General features: G+C 70.0%; 17 protein-coding genes. 14 read left to right on the forward strand and 3 right to left on the reverse strand.

Translation table 11 applies throughout. From position 1 onward, the window contains the following. The first annotated feature begins 65 nt into the window (after positions 1-65). From ACFUN8_RS32025 to ACFUN8_RS32060, 8 genes are all read left to right on the forward strand, one after another. The gene (locus ACFUN8_RS32025; RefSeq protein WP_383645364.1) at positions 66-719 is read left to right on the forward strand and encodes an HAD family hydrolase; all 654 of its coding nucleotides are present in this window, start codon (positions 66-68) and stop codon (positions 717-719) included. Between the two features lie 43 nt (positions 720-762). Beyond that, positions 763-2,055: an MFS transporter gene (locus ACFUN8_RS32030; protein WP_383645367.1), complete on the forward strand. Its 1,293-nt coding sequence runs from the start codon at positions 763-765 to the stop codon at positions 2,053-2,055. After that, positions 2,024-3,196, forward strand: a complete 1,173-nt coding sequence (locus tag ACFUN8_RS32035; RefSeq protein WP_383645370.1) for an acetoin utilization protein AcuC — start codon at positions 2,024-2,026, stop codon at positions 3,194-3,196. Before ACFUN8_RS32030 ends, ACFUN8_RS32035 begins: the two co-directional genes overlap by 32 nt. A gap of 102 nt (positions 3,197-3,298) precedes the next feature. Further along, complete coding sequence (locus ACFUN8_RS32040) at positions 3,299-4,114, forward strand: phosphatase (RefSeq protein WP_383645373.1); 816 nt, start codon at positions 3,299-3,301, stop codon at positions 4,112-4,114. 128 nt (positions 4,115-4,242) lie between these two features. After that, positions 4,243-4,455 carry a helix-turn-helix domain-containing protein gene (locus ACFUN8_RS32045; RefSeq protein WP_014046653.1) on the forward strand — a complete coding sequence of 71 codons (213 nt, stop codon included), beginning with the start codon at positions 4,243-4,245 and terminating at the stop codon, positions 4,453-4,455. Positions 4,456-4,565: 110 nt separating this feature from the next. Continuing rightward, positions 4,566-4,664, forward strand: a complete 99-nt coding sequence (locus tag ACFUN8_RS32050; RefSeq protein WP_003948845.1) for a 30S ribosomal protein bS22 — start codon at positions 4,566-4,568, stop codon at positions 4,662-4,664. Positions 4,665-4,915: 251 nt separating this feature from the next. Beyond that, on the forward strand, positions 4,916-5,953 hold the full coding sequence (locus ACFUN8_RS32055; protein WP_382568727.1) for an NAD-dependent epimerase/dehydratase family protein: 1,038 nt from the start codon (positions 4,916-4,918) through the stop codon (positions 5,951-5,953). Position 5,954: 1 nt separating this feature from the next. Continuing rightward, positions 5,955-7,187 (forward strand): lysophospholipid acyltransferase family protein, encoded by a 1,233-nt coding sequence (locus ACFUN8_RS32060; protein ID WP_383645376.1) that lies wholly within the window; start codon positions 5,955-5,957, stop codon positions 7,185-7,187. 109 nt (positions 7,188-7,296) lie between these two features. On the opposite strand, the gene ACFUN8_RS32065 is transcribed toward ACFUN8_RS32060, so the two are convergent. The 3 genes from ACFUN8_RS32065 to ACFUN8_RS32075 all read right to left on the reverse strand — a co-directional run bounded on the left by ACFUN8_RS32065 (position 7,297) and on the right by ACFUN8_RS32075 (position 10,797). Further along, the gene (locus ACFUN8_RS32065) at positions 7,297-8,511 is read right to left on the reverse strand and encodes a DUF5667 domain-containing protein (RefSeq protein WP_383645379.1); all 1,215 of its coding nucleotides are present in this window, start codon (positions 8,509-8,511) and stop codon (positions 7,297-7,299) included. A 227-nt stretch (positions 8,512-8,738) separates the two neighbouring features. Further along, complete coding sequence (locus tag ACFUN8_RS32070) at positions 8,739-9,539, reverse strand: ECF subfamily RNA polymerase sigma factor, BldN family (RefSeq protein WP_354605213.1); 801 nt, start codon at positions 9,537-9,539, stop codon at positions 8,739-8,741. Positions 9,540-9,852: 313 nt separating this feature from the next. Then, complete coding sequence (locus ACFUN8_RS32075) at positions 9,853-10,797, reverse strand: HAD family hydrolase (RefSeq protein ID WP_383645382.1); 945 nt, start codon at positions 10,795-10,797, stop codon at positions 9,853-9,855. A gap of 139 nt (positions 10,798-10,936) precedes the next feature. Between ACFUN8_RS32075 and ACFUN8_RS32080 the strand changes: the two genes are divergently transcribed. From ACFUN8_RS32080 to hemB, 6 genes are all read left to right on the forward strand, one after another. Then, on the forward strand, positions 10,937-11,212 hold the full coding sequence (locus ACFUN8_RS32080) for a glutaredoxin family protein (protein ID WP_383645384.1): 276 nt from the start codon (positions 10,937-10,939) through the stop codon (positions 11,210-11,212). Between the two features lie 322 nt (positions 11,213-11,534). After that, positions 11,535-12,299, forward strand: coding sequence for a redox-sensing transcriptional repressor Rex (locus ACFUN8_RS32085; protein WP_189107792.1), 765 nt, complete (start codon positions 11,535-11,537; stop codon positions 12,297-12,299). Beyond that, on the forward strand, positions 12,296-13,747 hold the full coding sequence (locus ACFUN8_RS32090) for a glutamyl-tRNA reductase (protein WP_383645388.1): 1,452 nt from the start codon (positions 12,296-12,298) through the stop codon (positions 13,745-13,747). The genes ACFUN8_RS32085 and ACFUN8_RS32090 overlap by 4 nt, the downstream gene beginning before the upstream one ends. Beyond that, positions 13,744-14,712 carry a hydroxymethylbilane synthase gene (gene hemC, locus ACFUN8_RS32095; protein WP_383645391.1) on the forward strand — a complete coding sequence of 323 codons (969 nt, stop codon included), beginning with the start codon at positions 13,744-13,746 and terminating at the stop codon, positions 14,710-14,712. Before ACFUN8_RS32090 ends, hemC begins: the two co-directional genes overlap by 4 nt. Further along, complete coding sequence (locus tag ACFUN8_RS32100; protein ID WP_382568737.1) at positions 14,709-16,364, forward strand: uroporphyrinogen-III synthase; 1,656 nt, start codon at positions 14,709-14,711, stop codon at positions 16,362-16,364. The genes hemC and ACFUN8_RS32100 overlap by 4 nt, the downstream gene beginning before the upstream one ends. An 80-nt stretch (positions 16,365-16,444) precedes the next feature. Beyond that, on the forward strand, positions 16,445-17,434 hold the full coding sequence (gene hemB / locus ACFUN8_RS32105; protein WP_383645394.1) for a porphobilinogen synthase: 990 nt from the start codon (positions 16,445-16,447) through the stop codon (positions 17,432-17,434). Positions 17,435-17,538 lie beyond the last annotated feature (104 nt).

Genomic DNA, 17,538 nt, shown 5'->3' on the forward strand with positions numbered 1-17,538 from the left:
GCCCCCGGACCCATGGTCCGGGGGCTGAGGCATTTCTGCGTTCAGGAGCCATTTACAGTCGGCATATGAGCTACGAACTGGTCATCTTCGACAACGACGGCGTCCTCGTCGACAGCGAGCCTCTGTCCAACACCATCCTCGCCGGCTATCTCACCGAACTCGGTCACCCGACCACCTACGAGGATTCGCTCCGCGACTACATGGGTGCCGCGGTGCACCGGGTGCACGATCTCGTACGGGAGAGAACCGGGCAGCAGCTGCCCGAGGACTTCGACGACACCCTGCACAGCCGCGTGTTCGCCGCGTTCGAGCGGGAGTTGAAGCCCGTGGAGGGCGTCACCGAGGTGCTGGGCAAGCTGGCCGCCGACGGGCGGGCGTACTGCGTCGCGTCGTCCGGGAGCCATGAGCGGATCCGGGTGGGGCACCGTAAGACCGGGCTGGGCCGGTGGTTCGCGCCCGAGGTCGTCTTCAGCGCGCAGGACGTCGGGCGTGGCAAGCCGGCGCCCGATCTCTTCCTGCACGCGGCCGAGCGGATGGGTGTCTCTCCCGCCCGGTGCGTCGTCATCGAGGACAGCCCGCTCGGGGTGGCCGCCGCGCGGGCGGCCGGGATGGATGTGTACGCGTTCACCGCGATGACCCCCGCCGAGAAGCTGCCTGGCGCCACCGCGTACTTCTCCTCGATGGCGCAGCTGGCCGAGCTTCCGGAACTGCTTGGCTGATCCATCTACCCCTCGGTAGCGCTGAGCCATACGCTGTCCGGCCATGAGGGCCTCGACAGGCAAGCCGGTCAGCACAGACACGCGGTTGAGACACGGACGGGTGTCGCTGGCGCTGAGCTTCCTCGTGCAGGGGGTGGCCTTCGCCCTCCTCGTCACGCGCATTCCAGCCATTCAGGACCGGTACGGGATATCCGACGGCCTGTTGCCGGCGTTCCTCGCGGCCGTGCCGATTCTCGCGGGTGTGGGCAGCGTCCTCACCGAGAAGATCGTCGTGCGCGTACGGCCCCGAGTCGTACTGCGGTGGGCCCAGCCGGTCGTCCTGCTCGCGCTCCTCGGGGTCGCCGCCGGCGATCAGATGTGGCAACTCGCCGCATCGCTCGGTGCGTTCGGGCTGTCGGTCGGGGCGCTCGACGCGTCGATGAACATGCTGGGCGTACGCCTCCAGCGGGCGTACGGGCGCAGCATCATGCTCGGCTTCCACGCCACGTACAGCCTCGGCGGCATCCTGGGGGCCTCGCTCGCCTGGGCCGGGGCGCACTGGGACCTGTCCCTGCTGGTGTCGTATCTGCCGGTCGTCGTCGTGCTGCTGCCGGCCGCGCTCGTCGGGAGCCGCTGGTACACCGACGCGGACGCGGACACGGACACGGACACGGATACAGACACCCGAATACCCGCCGACGCCGCCACCTCCGCCACCTCCGCCAAATCGGCCGAATTGGCCAAGGACGGCGCGAGCAGCGTCGCTTTCAAGGCCCTCCTGCCGCTCTGCCTCGTCATGACCTTCGCCTACATCGGCGACTCCACCGTCTCCAACTGGAGTGCCAAATACCTCCAGGACGTCCTCGGCAGCTCCGACGAGGTCGCCACCGTCCCGTACAACGCCTACATGGTCACCACACTCCTCGGCCGCGCCGCCGGTGACCTCGGTGTGCGGCGCTTCGGGCCCGTCGCCGTCGTGCGGTTCGGGGCGCTGTTCGCCGCCGCCGGGTTCGCGGTGGTCGCGCTGGCCCCCGGCGCGTGGGTGGGGATCCTGGGATTCACGATGCTCGGGTTCGGCCTCTGCGTCCTCGTACCGCAGTGCTTCGCCGCCGCCGGGCGGATGTTCCCCGACGCCAGTGACGCGGCCGTCGCCCGGCTGAACATCTTCAACTACGTGGGTTTTCTGATCGGATCGCCCCTCGTCGGCGCCCTCGGAGACGTGTGGAGTTACCGGGGCGCGATGCTCGTCCCGATGGTGATGATCCTCGTGACGCTGGTGTACGCCCGGTCGTTCGCCGACGGGACCGCCCGATACGGTGGCGGGCATGACCGGTCGCGCACAGCTGATGTGGGATGACGCCGTAACGGGCTACAACTTCGGGTCGAGTCACCCGATGGACCCGGTACGCCTGGCTCTGACGAGGGAGCTCGTGCGCGCGTACGGGCTCGACAGCGAGGTGGACGTGGTGTCCGCGGCGCCCGCCGGGGATTCCACGCTGAGACTCGTCCACCACGAGGACTACGTCGACGCGGTACGGCGCTACTCGGCCGACCCGAGGTCCGCCGACGGTTCGTACGGCATCGGAACTCCCGACAATCCGGCCTTCGCCGGGATGCACGAGTCGTCCGCGCTCATCGCCGGGCAGTCGGTCGGCGCCGCCGAGGCCGTGTGGCGCGGCGAGGCGCCGCACGCCGTGAACTTCGCCGGCGGTCTGCATCACGCGATGCCCGGCTCGGCCTCGGGCTTCTGCGTCTACAACGACGCGTCTCTCGCCGTCGCGCGGCTCCTGGAGCTGGGCGCGGAGCGCGTCGCGTACGTGGACGTGGACGTGCACCACGGGGACGGCGTCCAGGCGGCGTTCTGGGACGACCCGCGCGTGCTGACGATCTCGATGCACGAGCACCCCCGCACGCTCTTCCCGCAGACCGGCTGGGCCGAGGAGACGGGCGAGGGCGCGGGGGAGGGCAGCGCGGTCAACCTGCCGTTGCCCGCGGGGACCGGTGACGAGGGGTGGCTGCGGGCCTTCCACGCCGTCGTGCCCGAACTGCTCGCGGACTTCCGGCCGCAGGCGCTGGTGACGCAGCACGGTGCCGATACGCACTTCGAGGACCCGCTGGCGCATCTCGCGGTGTCGCTGGACGCACAGCGCGCCGTGCAGGCGTCCTGTCACGACCTGGCGCACGAGTACGTCGACGAGGGGCGCTGGATCGCGCTGGGCGGCGGCGGGTACTCGGTCGTGGACGTCGTGCCGCGCTCCTGGACCCATCTGGTGTCGATCGCGGCGCACGCGCCCATCGACCCGACGGCGGCGGTGCCGGAGGAGTGGCGGGACGAGGTCTTCGCCCGTACGCGCGAGTCCGCGCCGCGGCGGATGACGGACGGGCGTACGCCGAACTGGCAGTCGTGGGACGCGGGTTACGACCCGGCGGACCGGCTGGACCAGGCGATCCTCGCGACCCGCAAGGCGGTGTTCCCGTTGCGGGGACTGCTGGCCTGACGCACCAGGCCGGCGTGTCGGCCGGGCCGGTCGTTACGCCAACTGTGCGGTGCCGCAACCGTTTTGGCCCCGGGGCCGCCTTCGTACGGAAGCATCGGGGCTGTGCTGAGTACGGGAACGCTACGCGCCCATCTCCTGGCCGCCAGACTGGCCGGGCCGGTCGCCACCACGCGGGAGCAGAGCCTGCGCAGTTACCGGCTCTTCGTCGCCCGTGATCCGCGCGCGACGCTGGGGCTCACTCCCGAACGGGCCTGGTGCGAGCGCGACTTGCTGCGGCTCATGGCCGACAGGTGCGGGGTCTCCGGGGATCCCACGCATGTCTCCGGCGGCGATGTCATCGACCCCGAACGGACGTTGAGCAGCCTCGACGCCTTCGCCGAACGGCTGGGCGCCGCCGCCGGGCGCCGGGCTCCCGTGCTGTTCGGAACCGGGCATCCGCACCGGCTGATCGGCTTCTACGCGGGGTTGGCAGACGCTTTGTCGGCGGCGGGATGCCTCGTACTCACCCCGGCGAAGGGGCGATGTATCGACATAACGACCCGGTTCGGCGTACGCACGTACAACCTCGACTACGTACGAGGAGTCGCGTTGGTGCGGGAATCCGAAGCGTCGCACGCCCGGAGTGAGACCGGCGCACACAGCCATTCCCCCCTCCCCGTTCGGGTTGCGTTGGACAGTGCCGCGGCGTCCGGCGGACCGCTCCCCGAGCTGGTCGTCGGAGACCACGGATGGGTCTGCGGGGCAGGTCAGTTGGGGATTGAGGCCATCGGCCTCGCCGACACCGACGATCCGGCGCTCTTCGTGGGCGAGGCGGAGGGCCGGGTGTCCGTCGTGGTTCCGGTTGACGACGGTGTGCGGTCCGATTACTACCGTCCGCTGACTCGCTATGTACTCAATCGAGCGTGTCTGTCACAGTAGGCGGCTATGTGCTGCTCCTCTTCCCCACTCGTACCACCCGCCCCTAGTCTGGGGTGTGAGCGCACAGCGACGAAGAGTTACCGGAGGGGAAGCCGGTGGCCGTCGGGTGCGGAAGGTACAGGTGGGTCATGGCTGCTGGCAGCGAGAGGCCTCTCAACGAGGTCAAGTTCCTTACCGTGGCGGAAGTCGCCTCGGTGATGCGAGTGTCGAAGATGACCGTGTACCGATTGGTGCACAGCGGTCATCTGCCGGCGATCCGGGTGGGCAGGTCTTTCCGGGTTCCGGAGCAAGCGGTACACGAGTATCTCCGCGAGTCTTTCGTGGGGGTCGAATCCGCCTGAGATTTCCCTCGGATTACGTCCCTCACTCGGTGACGGGTAGGCTGGGCCAACGTAGGTCGTGTGGGCCCAGACGCCCCGCACCGAGTGAAGAGAAGTGAGCGAGGGTAGTCGTGGGCTCTGTTATCAAGAAGCGGCGTAAGCGGATGGCCAAGAAGAAGCACCGCAAGCTGCTCAAGCGCACCCGCGTTCAGCGTCGTAACAAGAAGTAAGCGACAGCTGTACGTGACATCGCGGCCCTCCCACCATGCAGGTGGGAGGGCCGCGGTGCGTTCCGCGTCGCTCGGGCCAGGTCGTCCGGCGTCGGGGCGGGTCGGGGCGGGTCAGTTCGGGTCAAAGATTCGCGAAGGTGCGGAGAAGAGCCTCGCGAGGCCGTCCCGTGACTGCGGCGACCCGCTACGGTGACGCCTGAGACAAGCAATGTGCTTGGGCCAGACATCAAATTCAGGGGAAGGCGCTGATCTTGGGCAAGGTCGTGCTCGTGACCGGAGTGGCCCGCCAGCTCGGCAGCCGTCTCGTACGGAGAATCCTGCGCGATTCCGAGGTGGACCGGGTCATCGGTGTGGACGCCGTGACTCCCGAGCACAGTCTCGGCGGTGCCGATTTCGTACGGGCGGACATCCGCCAGCCCGCCATAGCGCGCGTCCTGGCCGAGCACTCCGTCGACACCGTCGTGCACATGGACGTGACGGGCACCCCGCTCGGCGCCGGCGGCCGGACGGCCGTCAAGGAGACCAACGTCATCGGCACCATGCAACTGCTCGGTGCCTGCCAGAAGTCGCCCACCGTCGAGCGCCTGGTCGTGAAGTCCAGTACGAGCGTGTACGGCTCCGCGCCCCGCGACCCCGCCGTCTTCACGGAGAACACCCCGCCCAAGTCGCTGCCCAGCGGCGGCTTCGCGAAGGACGCGGTGGAGGTCGAGGGCTACGTACGCGGGTTCGCGCGCCGCCGGCCGGACGTCGCCGTGTGCGTGCTGCGCTTCGCGAACATCCTCGGGCCCGCGGCGGATTCACCGCTCGCCGAGTATCTGTCGCTGCCCGTACTGCCCACGGTCTTCGGCTACGACCCGCGGCTCCAGTTCGTCCACGAGGACGACGTCATCGACGTGCTGCGGATCGCCCTGCACGAGCCCCGGCGCGGCACGCTCAACAGCGGTACCTTCAACATCGCCGGTGACGGCGTGCTGTTGCTCTCGCAGTGCTCCCGGCGCCTCGGCAGGCCGACCGTGCCCGTGCTGCTGCCGGCCGTCACCTGGGTCGGCTCGGCGCTGCGCACGCTCGGCGTGACGGACTTCTCGCCGGAGCAGATCCGGCTGCTGACCCACGGCCGGGTCGTCAGTACGGATCAGATGCGCGAGACACTGGGGTTCGTACCCACGTACACGACGGCGGAGGCTTTCACGGACTTCGCACGTAGCCGGGGTGCCGGGCTGTTGCCGCCGGAGGCTGTCGCCGACGCGGTCGACCAGGTCGCCACCCTCGTCAGCAAGGAGCGCATCTGACATGGCCGATGCCAAGGTCATTCCCTTCGGCGAAGAGCCCCGGTCACGGCGCGCGGCGCGGTTGGGCGGCGCTGCCGGAACCGGCGGCGGGGCGGCGAAGGACGCCGCGGCGAAGCGCGCGCAGGCACGCGGCAAGTCGTCCTCGTCCGGGGCCGGGCCCTCGTCCGGATCCGGGTCGGGGAGCGGTCCGCACTCGCTCGCGTCCGTTCCCGATCAGCCGGACGGGGTCGAGGACAGCATGGACGCCGCCGCCGATGCCCTTTCCGACGACGGTACGAAGAAGACCGATCCGTCGTCGCACCCGGGCGTGTCCCAGGCCGACGCGGCCGGCACGAACGGCGCGACCGATGCGACCGACGAGCCTCGCTCCGAGCAGGAACCTCGGTCCGGCGGCAGTGGCTGGGACCGGCGGCTCGCGGAGGGGTTCGCTTTTCTGCGGCGCCGGGTCACCGGCGATTACGAGGTCGACGAGTTCGGGTACGACAAGGAACTCACCGACCAGGTCCTGATGTCGTTGATCCGGCCGCTCTACGAGAACTACTTCCGCGTCGAGGTGAAGGGCATCGAGAACATCCCCACGGACGGCGGTGCGCTGGTGGTCTCCAACCACTCCGGCACCCTGCCGCTCGACGGGCTGATGATGCAGGTCGCCGTCCACGACAACCACCCCGCCGGCCGCCATCTGCGGCTGCTCGCCGCCGATCTGGTGTTCATGCTGCCGGTCGTCAACGAGCTGGCGCGCAAGGCCGGTCACACCCTGGCCTGCGCGGAGGACGCGGAGCGGCTGCTCCGGCGCGGCGAGATCGTCGGGGTGATGCCGGAGGGCTTCAAGGGGCTGGGGAAGCCCTTCGGTGAGCGCTACAAGCTGCAGCGCTTCGGCCGGGGCGGGTTCGTCTCGACGGCGCTGCGGCACGGTGTGCCGATCGTGCCGTGCTCGATCGTCGGGGCGGAGGAGATCTACCCGATGCTCGGCAACTCCAAGACGCTGGCGCGGCTGCTGGGATTCCCGTACTTCCCGATCACGCCGACGTTCCCCTGGCTCGGGCCGCTGGGCGCGCTGCCGCTGCCGACGAAGTGGACGATCCAGTTCGGCGAGCCGATTCCCACGGACGGCTATCCGCCGGAGGCGGCCGAGGATCCGATGCTGATGTTCAACCTGACCGATCAGGTACGGGAGCAGATCCAGCACACGCTCTACAAGCTGCTCGTACAGCGCCGCTCGGTCTTCTTCTGACAGCACGCGCGATCCGACAGCCGGAAGACAGCACCGAGACAGCACCGAGACAGCACGAAAGAGGCGAGGGCCGACGGCCCTCGCCTCTCTCATGCGCCGTGCCGTCCCGTCAGTCCGCGTTCTCCGTGTCGATGCCCAGCCCCGGCAGCAGGCCGGGCAGCAGCGGCGGGAGTGTGACGTCCGGGGCCGGCGGGATGCCGCCCTGGCCGGGCGCCGACGGAAGGTCGCTGCCCGACGGCGGGTTGAGCAGATCGCCGGGCGCGCCGGGCAGCAGCCCGTCGTGCTCCGACTCTCCGGGCCCGGACGGGCTCGGCTTCTGTCCGCTGTCCGTACGGCCCTTGTCGGGGGCCGACTTCGACGGTGCCGGTCCGTTGTCCTTGCCGTCGGAGCCGTTGGGCTCCTTGGTGGTCCCGCCGGGTTTCTGCGAGCGCGGGTCCTTGTCGGGAGTGCGTGGCAGCAGCGACTGCAACGGGGCGACGTCTTCGTCTATGGCGTCGAACACCAGATTGACCTGGCTTCCCACGTCGCTCAGCTGCGGTGGCAGCCGGTCCCGCAGGCCGTTCCAGATGGCGCGGTGCGATTCGGAGAACGAGGAGAGCGTCGCGATCGACTTGATCTTGCCGTCCTTCTCGTACGCCTGGTGCAGCAGCCGGTGGCCTTCGGTGGCGTCGTGCTTCATGCCGTTGAGCGCCCGGCGGATCTCGCCGAGCGATTCGTGGTCCAGCGCGCCGGAGCGGCCACGCTCCAGCAGTCGGCGGGCTTCGCTCAGCCGGGTCGAGGCATGGTCCAGATAGAGACCGCCGCGGTCGGCGTCCTCGTCGGCCATGCCCAGCTTGAAGTCCTCCATGCCGCGCTTCAGCCCGTACAGCGAATCACCGGGCAGGGCGTCGGAACTGGCGGCGGCCACTCCGCCGAAAGCACCGGCGGCCACACCGACGGTGAGTCCGCCGGCCGCGAGCCCTTTCGACCAGCGGGACCTCGGACGGAGCTTGCGGAGCGGGGACGCCCGGTGGGCTCCCCTCCCCGAGGTCCGTCGTTGTTCGGGCACCGTGGTGCCCGTGGACGCGGCTCCGCCCGCCGTGCCCTCCAGCAGCATGGCCTCCATGGCTGCCACGAGCTGTGCTCGTTGCACCACTTTGACCTCTGGGTCCAGCGTGGGTCTCGGTAGCTCACCGAGACCGTTCGCCAGGGCCAACAGCCGCCCCTGCTCAGTCGGTTCGGCCGACGCGGCGGGCTGGTCCCCCGCCGCGCCCTGGGATGTCCGGTCTTCCAGGGCCTGGGCGAAGGCGTTCGCCCGCCGGTGTGCCGAGACATTCGCGATCACTGGCGGCACCTCCTCTCGTCATGACGATCGACTCCCCTGGGGGTTCGGAAGGTTGCACGCCTTGAGCGCATCCACAGGGAGCCTGCATCCCGCACAACGAGCGTCTCGGCACTTGGGTTACGCGCGAAAGATGATCGGACCAGTGCGTCATCGAGGCGTCACCGACGGTGAGTTGAACGGTGCGCCGGATCTGTGGGCGGACCGATGGGCGGACCGGTGGACGGCCGTCAGCGGGCATCCTCCGGGAGCAGCCGCGCCAGCGTGCGCACGGCCCGGTACTGCAAGGTTTTGATCGCTCCTTCGTTCTTCCCCATGACCCGTGCCGTCTCGGCGACCGAGAGCCCTTGCAGGAAGCGCAGGGTCACGCATTCCTGCTGCTGGGGGTTGAGTTTCCGTACGGCTTCGAGCAGCGCGGCGTTCGAGAGGGACTCGAGGACGGAGTCCTCCGGGCTGCGCTCGACCTCGTTGGCGTCGAGCATTTCGCCGGTGGTCACTTCGAGTCGGAACCGGCTCGACTTGAAGTGGTCGGCGACCAGGTTGCGCGCGATCGTGACCAGCCAGGCGCCGAAGTCGCGGCCCTGCCAGGTGAACGTGGAGATACGCCGCAGGGCGCGCAGGAAGGTCTCACTGGTGAGGTCCTCCGCGGTCGCCTTGCCGCCCACGCGGTAGTAGATGTAGCGGTAGACGGTGTCGCTGTACTGGTCGTACAGCCTGCCGAACGCTTCGGCCTCGCCGGCCTGGGCGCGCTCGACCAGCTCCATCATGCGTGCGCTGTCGCTGTCCGCCGTGGGCCGGCGGACGGGGGTGGAGGCGGCGGTGGTGCTGCTGTTTCGGCTTCCCCGTCTGCCGACCGCCGCACCGCCGTTCGCCAGGGCATAGCAAGGACCAATCGGGCCGCTCACGGCAGGGGCCGCGGCGGCGAATGCGGGGACGGCGTACGCGGTGGGGACGAAGCCGCGCAAGCGGTCGATGACCGATGCGCGCAGCGTAGCCAGGCCCGAGGCGTCAACCCCGACGTGTGGGTACACGGGACTCCCAGAGGCAGAGCTTCCATCACGTTCAGTGCGGGACCATTCACTCGTCGTGGCGACGTGTGGGGTCCGGTATGCGTCTGAGGAGAATAACGCTTCGTACAGGCAGCACTACACCCAGTTGCTCAAATCATCGATTACGTCGCTTCTGTTACGCCTATACGGCGAATCAAGTAGCACATCGTGAGCGCTTATTGATCGTTTGGCGTCACGATGTGTCGGCCGACGTGATCTGTTGTGCCTGAGTGCGACAGCGGCGGCGGCCGACACGCGGTCGGGCGCGGCAGTGCGCGGCAGTGCGCGACATGGGTCAGCGGCGGCGGCGGTGCAGTGCCACCGCGGCGGCCGTGCCGCCCGCCAGCGCGCCGACCCCGGCTGCCGCCGGGATGCCGACCTTGGCCGCCTTGCGGCCCGTCCGATAGTCACGCAGCCGCCACTCGCGGTCCTTGGCGTGCTTCCGGAGCTTGCTGTCCGGGTTGATCGCGTACGGATGTCCGACCAGCGACAGCATCGGGATGTCGTTGTGCGAGTCGCTGTACGCCGCGCAGCGGTTCAGGTCGAAGTCCTCGGCCGTCGCCAGTGCCCGTACCGCCTCGGCCTTCGCCGGGCCGTGCAGCGGCTCGCCGACGAGCTTGCCGGTGTAGACGCCGTCGATCGACTCGGCGACCGTGCCGAGCGCGCCGGTCAGTCCGAGGCGCCGGGCGATGATCGTGGCGGTCTCGACGGGCGCGGCGGTCACCAGCCAGACCTGCTGCCCGGCGTCGAGGTGCGCCTGCGCGAGGGTGCGGGTGCCCGGCCAGATGCGGTCGGCCATGTACTCGTCGTAGATCTCCTCGCCGATGGACATCAGCTCGGCGACCCGGTGGCCCTTGACGATGGACAGCGCGCTGTCGCGCGCGTCCTGCATGTGCTGCGGGTCCTCGACGCCGGCGAGCCGGAACCAGGTCTGCTGCCAGGCGAATCTGGCCAGTTCACGGCGCTGGAAGAACTTCCGCTTGTACAGCCCGCGTCCGAAGTGGAAGATCGCGGCGCCCTGCATGACGGTGTTGTCCAGGTCGAAGAACGCCGCGGCGCGCGCGTCCCCGAAGACGGGGAAGTCGGGTACGGCGGGATCGGCGATACCGGTCGGTGCCGCGCCGACGCCGTCGATCTCCTGCGACGACTTGAGTCCTGCCTCTGCTGCGGCCTCACCCGCGAGCACGCTCCGTGCTGTCGCGGAGCGCTTACGGGGGGTGAGCCATCCCAGTGCGGCCATAGCGAGAGCATAGTCAGTCTGTTCGGTACTTCCGGACGCGCCGGGGTGCCGTCGGTGTGAACTCTCCGAGAAGGTGAAGAGCGGGTGGAGAAAGAAGGCGATCGGGGGCGCGGTCGCCCGACGGCGGACAATGGAGGCCATGAGCCCCCTCCTGCGTCGTACGAAGAAGAAACCCGCCGAGCGCGTGGTGACGCTCGTCTCCAAACCCGGCTGTCATCTCTGTGACGACGCGCGCGCCGTCGTCGCCGCGGTGTGTGCCGAAACCGGTGCGTCCTGGGAGGAGAAGGACATCACGGTGGACGAAGAGCTGCACCGCGCCTACTGGGAGCAAATTCCGGTCGTGCTCATCGACGGCGAACAGCACACGTTCTGGCGTGTTGACGCCGATCGGCTCCGCAAGGAACTGGGGACCTGACAGAAAGACGGTTACGATCGTGGGCGCTTTGCCGAGCTTTTTCCGACGGGCCGGGACGACCGGCTCCGGCGGGCGCGGCGGAAGCGGTCTCGGGGGCGTGGTCATGAGGAGTTGTACGGTTTTGCCCCCATCATGGGTTCAACGGGCCGGTGCGGTCGAGGGTTCCAAGATCCCTCGTTCGGGTCGCGTGACCCCGGTCACTTTGCACGGACAAAGTGGACACAATCTTTGTGCACGCGTTCACAAAGACATAACCTGCACACGACGGGGCGGTCCTTGGACATACGACCGCCTGCAGCCCCGCTCATCCGGCAGGAGCACCGTGGCAACTGGCCGAACTCACCGACCGGCGACCCGTAGCCGAGGAATCCCCGAGGCCACGGTCGCCCGGCTTCCGCTGTATCTGCGGGCCCTCACCGCACTCTCCGAGCGTTCCGTACCCACTGTGTCGTCCGAGGAACTCGCCGTGGCCGCCGGGGTCAACTCCGCGAAGCTGCGCAAGGATTTCTCGTATCTCGGCTCCTACGGCACGCGCGGGGTCGGGTACGACGTGGAGTACCTCGTCTACCAGATCTCCCGTGAACTCGGCCTCACGCAGGACTGGCCCGTCGTCATCGTCGGTATCGGCAACCTCGGCGCCGCGCTCGCCAATTACGGCGGATTCGCCTCCCGCGGCTTCCGCGTCGCCGCGCTGATCGACGCCGACCCCGAGATGGCCGGCAAGCCGGTCGCCGGGATCCCCGTCCAGCACACGGACGAGCTGGAGCGGATCATCAGCGACAACGGCGTCTCCATCGGGGTCATCGCGACCCCGGCGGGCGGTGCCCAGCAGGTCTGCGAGCGCCTCGTCGCCGCCGGTGTCACCTCGATCCTCAACTTCGCCCCGACCGTGCTGACCGTGCCCGACGGCGTGGACGTACGGAAGGTCGACCTCTCCATCGAGCTGCAGATCCTCGCCTTCCACGAGCAGCGCAAGGCCGGTGAGGAAGCCGCGGCCGCCGAGGCGGGCACGCCGCCGCCGATCCGCTCCACCGCCGCGAGCCGGAAGGGACCCGACGGGGAAGTCCCCGCCGTGATGCCGGCATGAGTCTTCTGGTCATCGGTCTGAGCCACCGCAGCGCGCCCGTGAGCGTGCTGGACCGGGTGTCGCTGTCCCCGGACGGCCGGACCAAGCTCCTCCAGGACGTGCTCGCCGCCGAGCCGGCGACCGAGGCGGCCGTCCTCGCGACGTGCAACCGGGTCGAGCTGTACGCGGACGTGGACAAGTTCCACGCGGGCGTCGCCGAGCTGTCCACGCTCCTCGCCCGGCACAGCGGCGTCGGCCTGGACGAGCTGACCCCTTATCTCTATGTGCACTACGAGGACCGCGCCGTCCACCATCTCTTCTCGGTGGCCTGCGGACTGGACTCGATGGTCGTCGGCGAGGGCCAGATCCTCGGGCAGATCAAGGACGCGCTCGCGGGCGGCCAGGAGCTGCACACCGCCGGGCGCCTCCTCAACGACCTCTTCCAGCAGGCGCTGCGCGTCGGCAAGCGCGCCCACAGCGAGACCGGGATCGACCGGGCCGGGCAGTCGCTCGTCAGCTTCGGTCTCGAACAGCTCGCCGCCGGCGCGGACGTCCCCGGCTGGGCCGCCGGCCGGCGGGCGCTGGTGATCGGCGCCGGGTCGATGTCCTCGCTCGCCGCCGCGACACTCGCCCGTGCCGGAGTCGCCGAGATCGTCGTCGCCAACCGCACCGCCGCGCGCGCGGACCGGCTGGTGGCGATCCTGAACGAGCCCGGTGGTACGGGAGTCAGGGCCCGCGCCGTCGACATGGGCGCCGTGGACGGCGAGTTGACACGTGCCGATGTCGTCGTTTCCTGTACCGGCGCCACCGGTCTCGTCCTGACGGCCGATGCCGTCGAGACGGCCATGGGCCAGACCGACGGCGGCCGGGAGCTGGCGCTCCTCGACCTCGCCATGCCCCGCGACATCGACGCGGCCGTCCACCGCCTCACCGGCGCCCGGCTGATCGACATCGAATCCCTGGCCGACGCCTCCGCCGACGCCCCGATGGCCGCCGACGTCGAGCAGGTCAAGCGGATCGTCACCGACGAGGTCGCGGCCTTCGGCGCCGCCCAGCGCGCCGCCCACATCACCCCGACCGTGGTCGCGCTGCGCGCCATGGCCGCCGATGTCGTCACCAACGAGATCACCCGTCTCGAAGGCCGGCTCCCCGGCCTCGACGAGCGGCAGCGCGCCGAGATCACCCAGGCCGTACGCCGTGTGGTCGACAAGCTGCTGCACGCGCCGACCGTGCGGGTGAAGCAGCTCGCCGGTGAGCCGGGCGGAGCCGGTTACGCGGACGCGCTGCGCGAACTCTTCGACCTCGACCCGCAGACGGTCGCCTCCGTCAGCCGGGCCGACCGGAACGAGGCCGCCGACCGCAGCACAGCGGCCGGCCGCGGCGCACCCGCCGATCGGAACGCACCGGTCGACCGGAGCGCACCCGTCGACCGGAACGCGGTCGACGTCAAGAACCGAGGGCGAGTATGACCGAGAAGACACTGAGACTCGGGACCAGGCGCAGCAGGCTCGCCATGGCCCAGTCCGGGCAAGTGGCCGACGCCGTCCGGGAGTTGACCGGACGCGCCGTGGAGCTGGTGGAGATCACCACGTACGGCGACACCTCCCGTGAGCAGCTGTCCCAGATCGGCGGCACCGGCGTCTTCGTCACCGCGCTGCGCGAGGCGCTGCTGCGCGGCGAGGTCGACCTCGCGGTCCACTCGCTCAAGGACCTGCCCACGGCCCAGCCCGAGAACCTGACACTGGCCGCCGTACCGCGCCGCGAGGACCCCCGGGACGTGCTGATCGCACGCGACGGGCTGACTCTCGACCGGCTGCCGCACGGCGCCAGGATCGGTACCGGCTCCCCGCGGCGTACGGCGCAGCTCAACGCGCACGCCCGGAGCCACGGTCTGCTCATAGAGACTGTGCCGATACGCGGGAACATCGACACCCGTATCGGCTACGTGCGCGGCGGACAGCTCGATGCCGTCGTGCTGGCCGCCGCCGGTCTCAACCGCCTCGGCAGGACAGACGAGGTGACCGACTTCCTGTCGGTCGACTCCGTCCTGCCGGCCCCCGGCCAGGGGGCACTCGCCGTCGAATGCGTGGCTTCCGACCCGGAACTCGCCACCGCACTCGCCGGCCTCGACGATCCGCACACGCGGATCGCCGTCACCGCGGAACGTTCCCTGCTCGCCGCCCTGGAGGCCGGTTGCAGCGCACCTGTGGGTGCGCTGGCCGACCTGCTGGGCGACGGACAGGACGCGCGATTTGTCAACGAACTGCGCCTGCGTGGCGTCGTCGGCACGACCGACGGCTCGACGCTCGTGCAGTTGTCCATCACCGGTCCCGTACCCACGTCGCTCGGCGACGCCGTCGCGCTCGGTCGCGAACTCGCGTCCGAGATGCTCGCCAAGGGTGCGGCCGGTCTTATGGGGGAGCGAGCACTTTGAGCCCCATCGCCGACCATCCGGCCGTCTACGCCTCAGGGCACGTCACCTTCCTCGGTGCCGGACCCGGGGATCCGGGTCTGCTGACACTCCGCGCCGTCGAGGCGCTCGCGGGGGCGGAGGTACTGATCGCCGAGCCTGATGTGCTCGCTCTCGTACGCGCCCATGCGCGTGCGGGTGTGAGCACGCCAGCGCTGACGATTGTTGACGATGCGTCAACAGCCGCCGGTATCCCCGCGATCAGGGATGCCGTCAATCTTGTCATGGAGGCCGCGCGCGGCGGCAAGCGGGTCGTCCGTGCGGTGACCGGGGATCCCGGTCTCGACGGCGACACCGGCTCCGAGATGCTGGCGTGCGCCGCCGCGGGCATTCCCTTCGAGGTCGTGCCCGGTATCGCCGCCGCCGTCGGGGTGCCCGCCTACGCGGGTGTGCCGCTGCGGGACGCGCAGGGCACCGACGTCCGCTTCGTCGACAGCCGTACGGCCGACGACCGCTGCTGGACCGAACTCGGCGCCAGCGACGGCACGGTGGTCGTCTCGGCGACCCTCGACACGGTCGCCGCGACCGCCGGGGAGTTCGTCGCCGCGGGCCGCAAGCCCGACACACCGATGACGGTCACCGTCGCCGGTACGACGACCCGGCAGCGCACCTGGTCCGCGACGCTCGGCACGATCGCGCTGACGCTGAAGCAGGCGAAGGTCCTGCCCTCGGCGTCCGGGCATCAGCCGGTCATAGCCGTGGTCGGGGAGCGCAGCGCGCCCGCGCAACGCGACCAGCTCGCGTGGTTCGAGTCGAAGCAGCTGTTCGGCTGGAAGGTGCTCGTCCCGCGTACGAAGGAGCAGGCCGCCTCGCTCTCCGACCAGCTTCGGTCGTACGGCGCCGTACCGCACGAGGTCCCGACCATCGCGGTCGAACCGCCGCGTACGCCCCAGCAGATGGAGCGCGCGGTCAAGGGTCTTGTCACCGGGCGCTACGAGTGGATCGCCTTCACGTCGGTCAACGCCGTCAAGGCCGTCAGGGAGAAGTTCGAGGAGTACGGGCTCGACGCCCGTGCCTTCGCGGGGATCAAGGTCGCCGCGGTCGGCGAGCAGACCGCGGCCGCGCTGGTCGACTTCGGCGTCAAGCCGGACCTGGTGCCCAGCGGTGAGCAGTCGGCCGCCGGTCTCCTGGAGGACTGGCCGCCGTACGACCCGGTCTTCGACCCGATCGACCGGGTGTTCCTGCCGCGCGCCGACATCGCCACGGAGACGCTGGTCGCCGGGCTGATCGAACTCGGCTGGGAGGTCGACGACGTCACGGCCTACCGGACCGTGCGCGCGTCGCCGCCGCCCGCCGAGACACGCGAGGCCATCAAGGGCGGTGGCTTCGACGCGGTGATGTTCACCTCGTCGTCCACCGTGCGGAATCTGGTCGGTATCGCGGGCAAGCCGCACAATGTGACCGTCATCGCGTGCATCGGCCCGGCGACCGCCAAGACGGCGGAGGAGCACGGGCTGCGGGTGGACGTGCTGTCGCCGGAGCCTTCGGTGCACAAGCTGGCCGAGGCGCTGGCCGCGTTCGGCGCGGAGCGCCGGGAGGCGGCGCGGGAGGCCGGCGAAACGGTCACCCGGCCGAGTGAACGGCGACCGGGGTCGAGGCGGCGGCGCACGACATAGCGGGTTCGTGAGGGGCTCCCGTCCATGCGGCGTAGCGTGGACGGGGACGACAGCTCTTTCGGACCATGAGGCGACTCACCATGACTGTGTACGGTTCCTTCCCCGGTGCCCGGCCCCGTCGGCTGCGGACCAGCCCCGCGATGCGGCGCATGGTCGCCGAGACGCGGCTCCACCCGGCCGATCTGATCCTGCCCGCGTTCGTGCGGGAGGGCATCGACGAGCCGCTGGCCATCTCGGCCATGCCCGGGGTCGTCCAGCACAGCCTGGACACGCTGCGTAAGGCGGCCGTCGAGGCGGTGGGCGCGGGCGTCTCCGGGATCATGCTGTTCGGGGTGCCCGAGGACGCGAAGAAGGACGCGCTCGGGACGGCCGGGACCGACCCGGAGGGAATCCTCCAGGTGGCGATCCGGGCGGTCCGCGAGGAGGTCGGCGACGATCTGGTGATCATGTCCGACCTGTGTCTGGACGAGTACACAGACCACGGCCACTGCGGGGTGCTCGACGCCGCCGGTCGCGTCGACAACGACGCGACGCTGGAGCGGTACGCGGAGATGGCCCAGGTCCAGGCCGACGCGGGCGCTCATGTGCTGGGCGCCAGCGGGATGATGGACGGCCAGGTGGGCGTGGCCCGCGACGCGCTGGACACGATCGGCAAGGAGGACGTGTCCGTCCTGGCGTACGCGGTGAAGTACTCGTCCGCGTTCTACGGCCCGTTCCGGGAGGCCGTCGGCTCCTCGCTGACGGGCGACCGCAAGACGTACCAGCAGGACCCGGCCAACGTGCGGGAATCCATGCGGGAGTTGGCGCTCGACCTCGAAGAGGGCGCCGACATGGTGATGGTGAAGCCGGCCGGGCCCTATCTGGACGTGCTGGCGAAGGTCGCCGCCGAGGTGGCCGTCCCCGTCGCCGCGTACCAGATCAGTGGTGAGTACGCGATGATCGAGGCGGCGGCCGAGAAGGGCTGGATCGACCGGGACAAGGCGATCATGGAGAGCCTGACCGGCATCAAGCGGGCCGGGGCGCAGTTGATCCTCACGTACTGGGCGACGGAGGTCGCGCGGGCGCTGTGAGCGCCCGCGCGTGACCGGCCGCCGCACCCGGTTCCCGGGGAGGGGGGCGGGCATGGTGGCCGGCCCGGAGGGGTCCGACGTGTCGGTGTTGGTGTTCGTGCCCT

It is taken from the genome of Streptomyces sp. NPDC057307 (genome assembly GCF_042667665.1).
Classification (GTDB): domain Bacteria; phylum Actinomycetota; class Actinomycetes; order Streptomycetales; family Streptomycetaceae; genus Streptomyces.

Coding starts and splice junctions, on each gene's coding strand:
- ACFUN8_RS32090 (WP_383645388.1), top strand. CDS start 12,296: ATGAGTCTTCTGGTCATCGGTCTGAGCCACCGCAGCGCGCCCGTGAGC.
- ACFUN8_RS32025 (WP_383645364.1), top strand. CDS start 66: ATGAGCTACGAACTGGTCATCTTCGACAACGACGGCGTCCTCGTCGAC.
- ACFUN8_RS32060 (WP_383645376.1), top strand. CDS start 5,955: ATGGCCGATGCCAAGGTCATTCCCTTCGGCGAAGAGCCCCGGTCACGG.
- ACFUN8_RS32075 (WP_383645382.1), bottom strand. CDS start 10,797: ATGGCCGCACTGGGATGGCTCACCCCCCGTAAGCGCTCCGCGACAGCA.
- ACFUN8_RS32035 (WP_383645370.1), top strand. CDS start 2,024: ATGACCGGTCGCGCACAGCTGATGTGGGATGACGCCGTAACGGGCTAC.
- ACFUN8_RS32030 (WP_383645367.1), top strand. CDS start 763: ATGAGGGCCTCGACAGGCAAGCCGGTCAGCACAGACACGCGGTTGAGA.
- hemC (WP_383645391.1), top strand. CDS start 13,744: ATGACCGAGAAGACACTGAGACTCGGGACCAGGCGCAGCAGGCTCGCC.
- ACFUN8_RS32080 (WP_383645384.1), top strand. CDS start 10,937: ATGAGCCCCCTCCTGCGTCGTACGAAGAAGAAACCCGCCGAGCGCGTG.
- ACFUN8_RS32045 (WP_014046653.1), top strand. CDS start 4,243: ATGGCTGCTGGCAGCGAGAGGCCTCTCAACGAGGTCAAGTTCCTTACC.
- hemB (WP_383645394.1), top strand. CDS start 16,445: ATGACTGTGTACGGTTCCTTCCCCGGTGCCCGGCCCCGTCGGCTGCGG.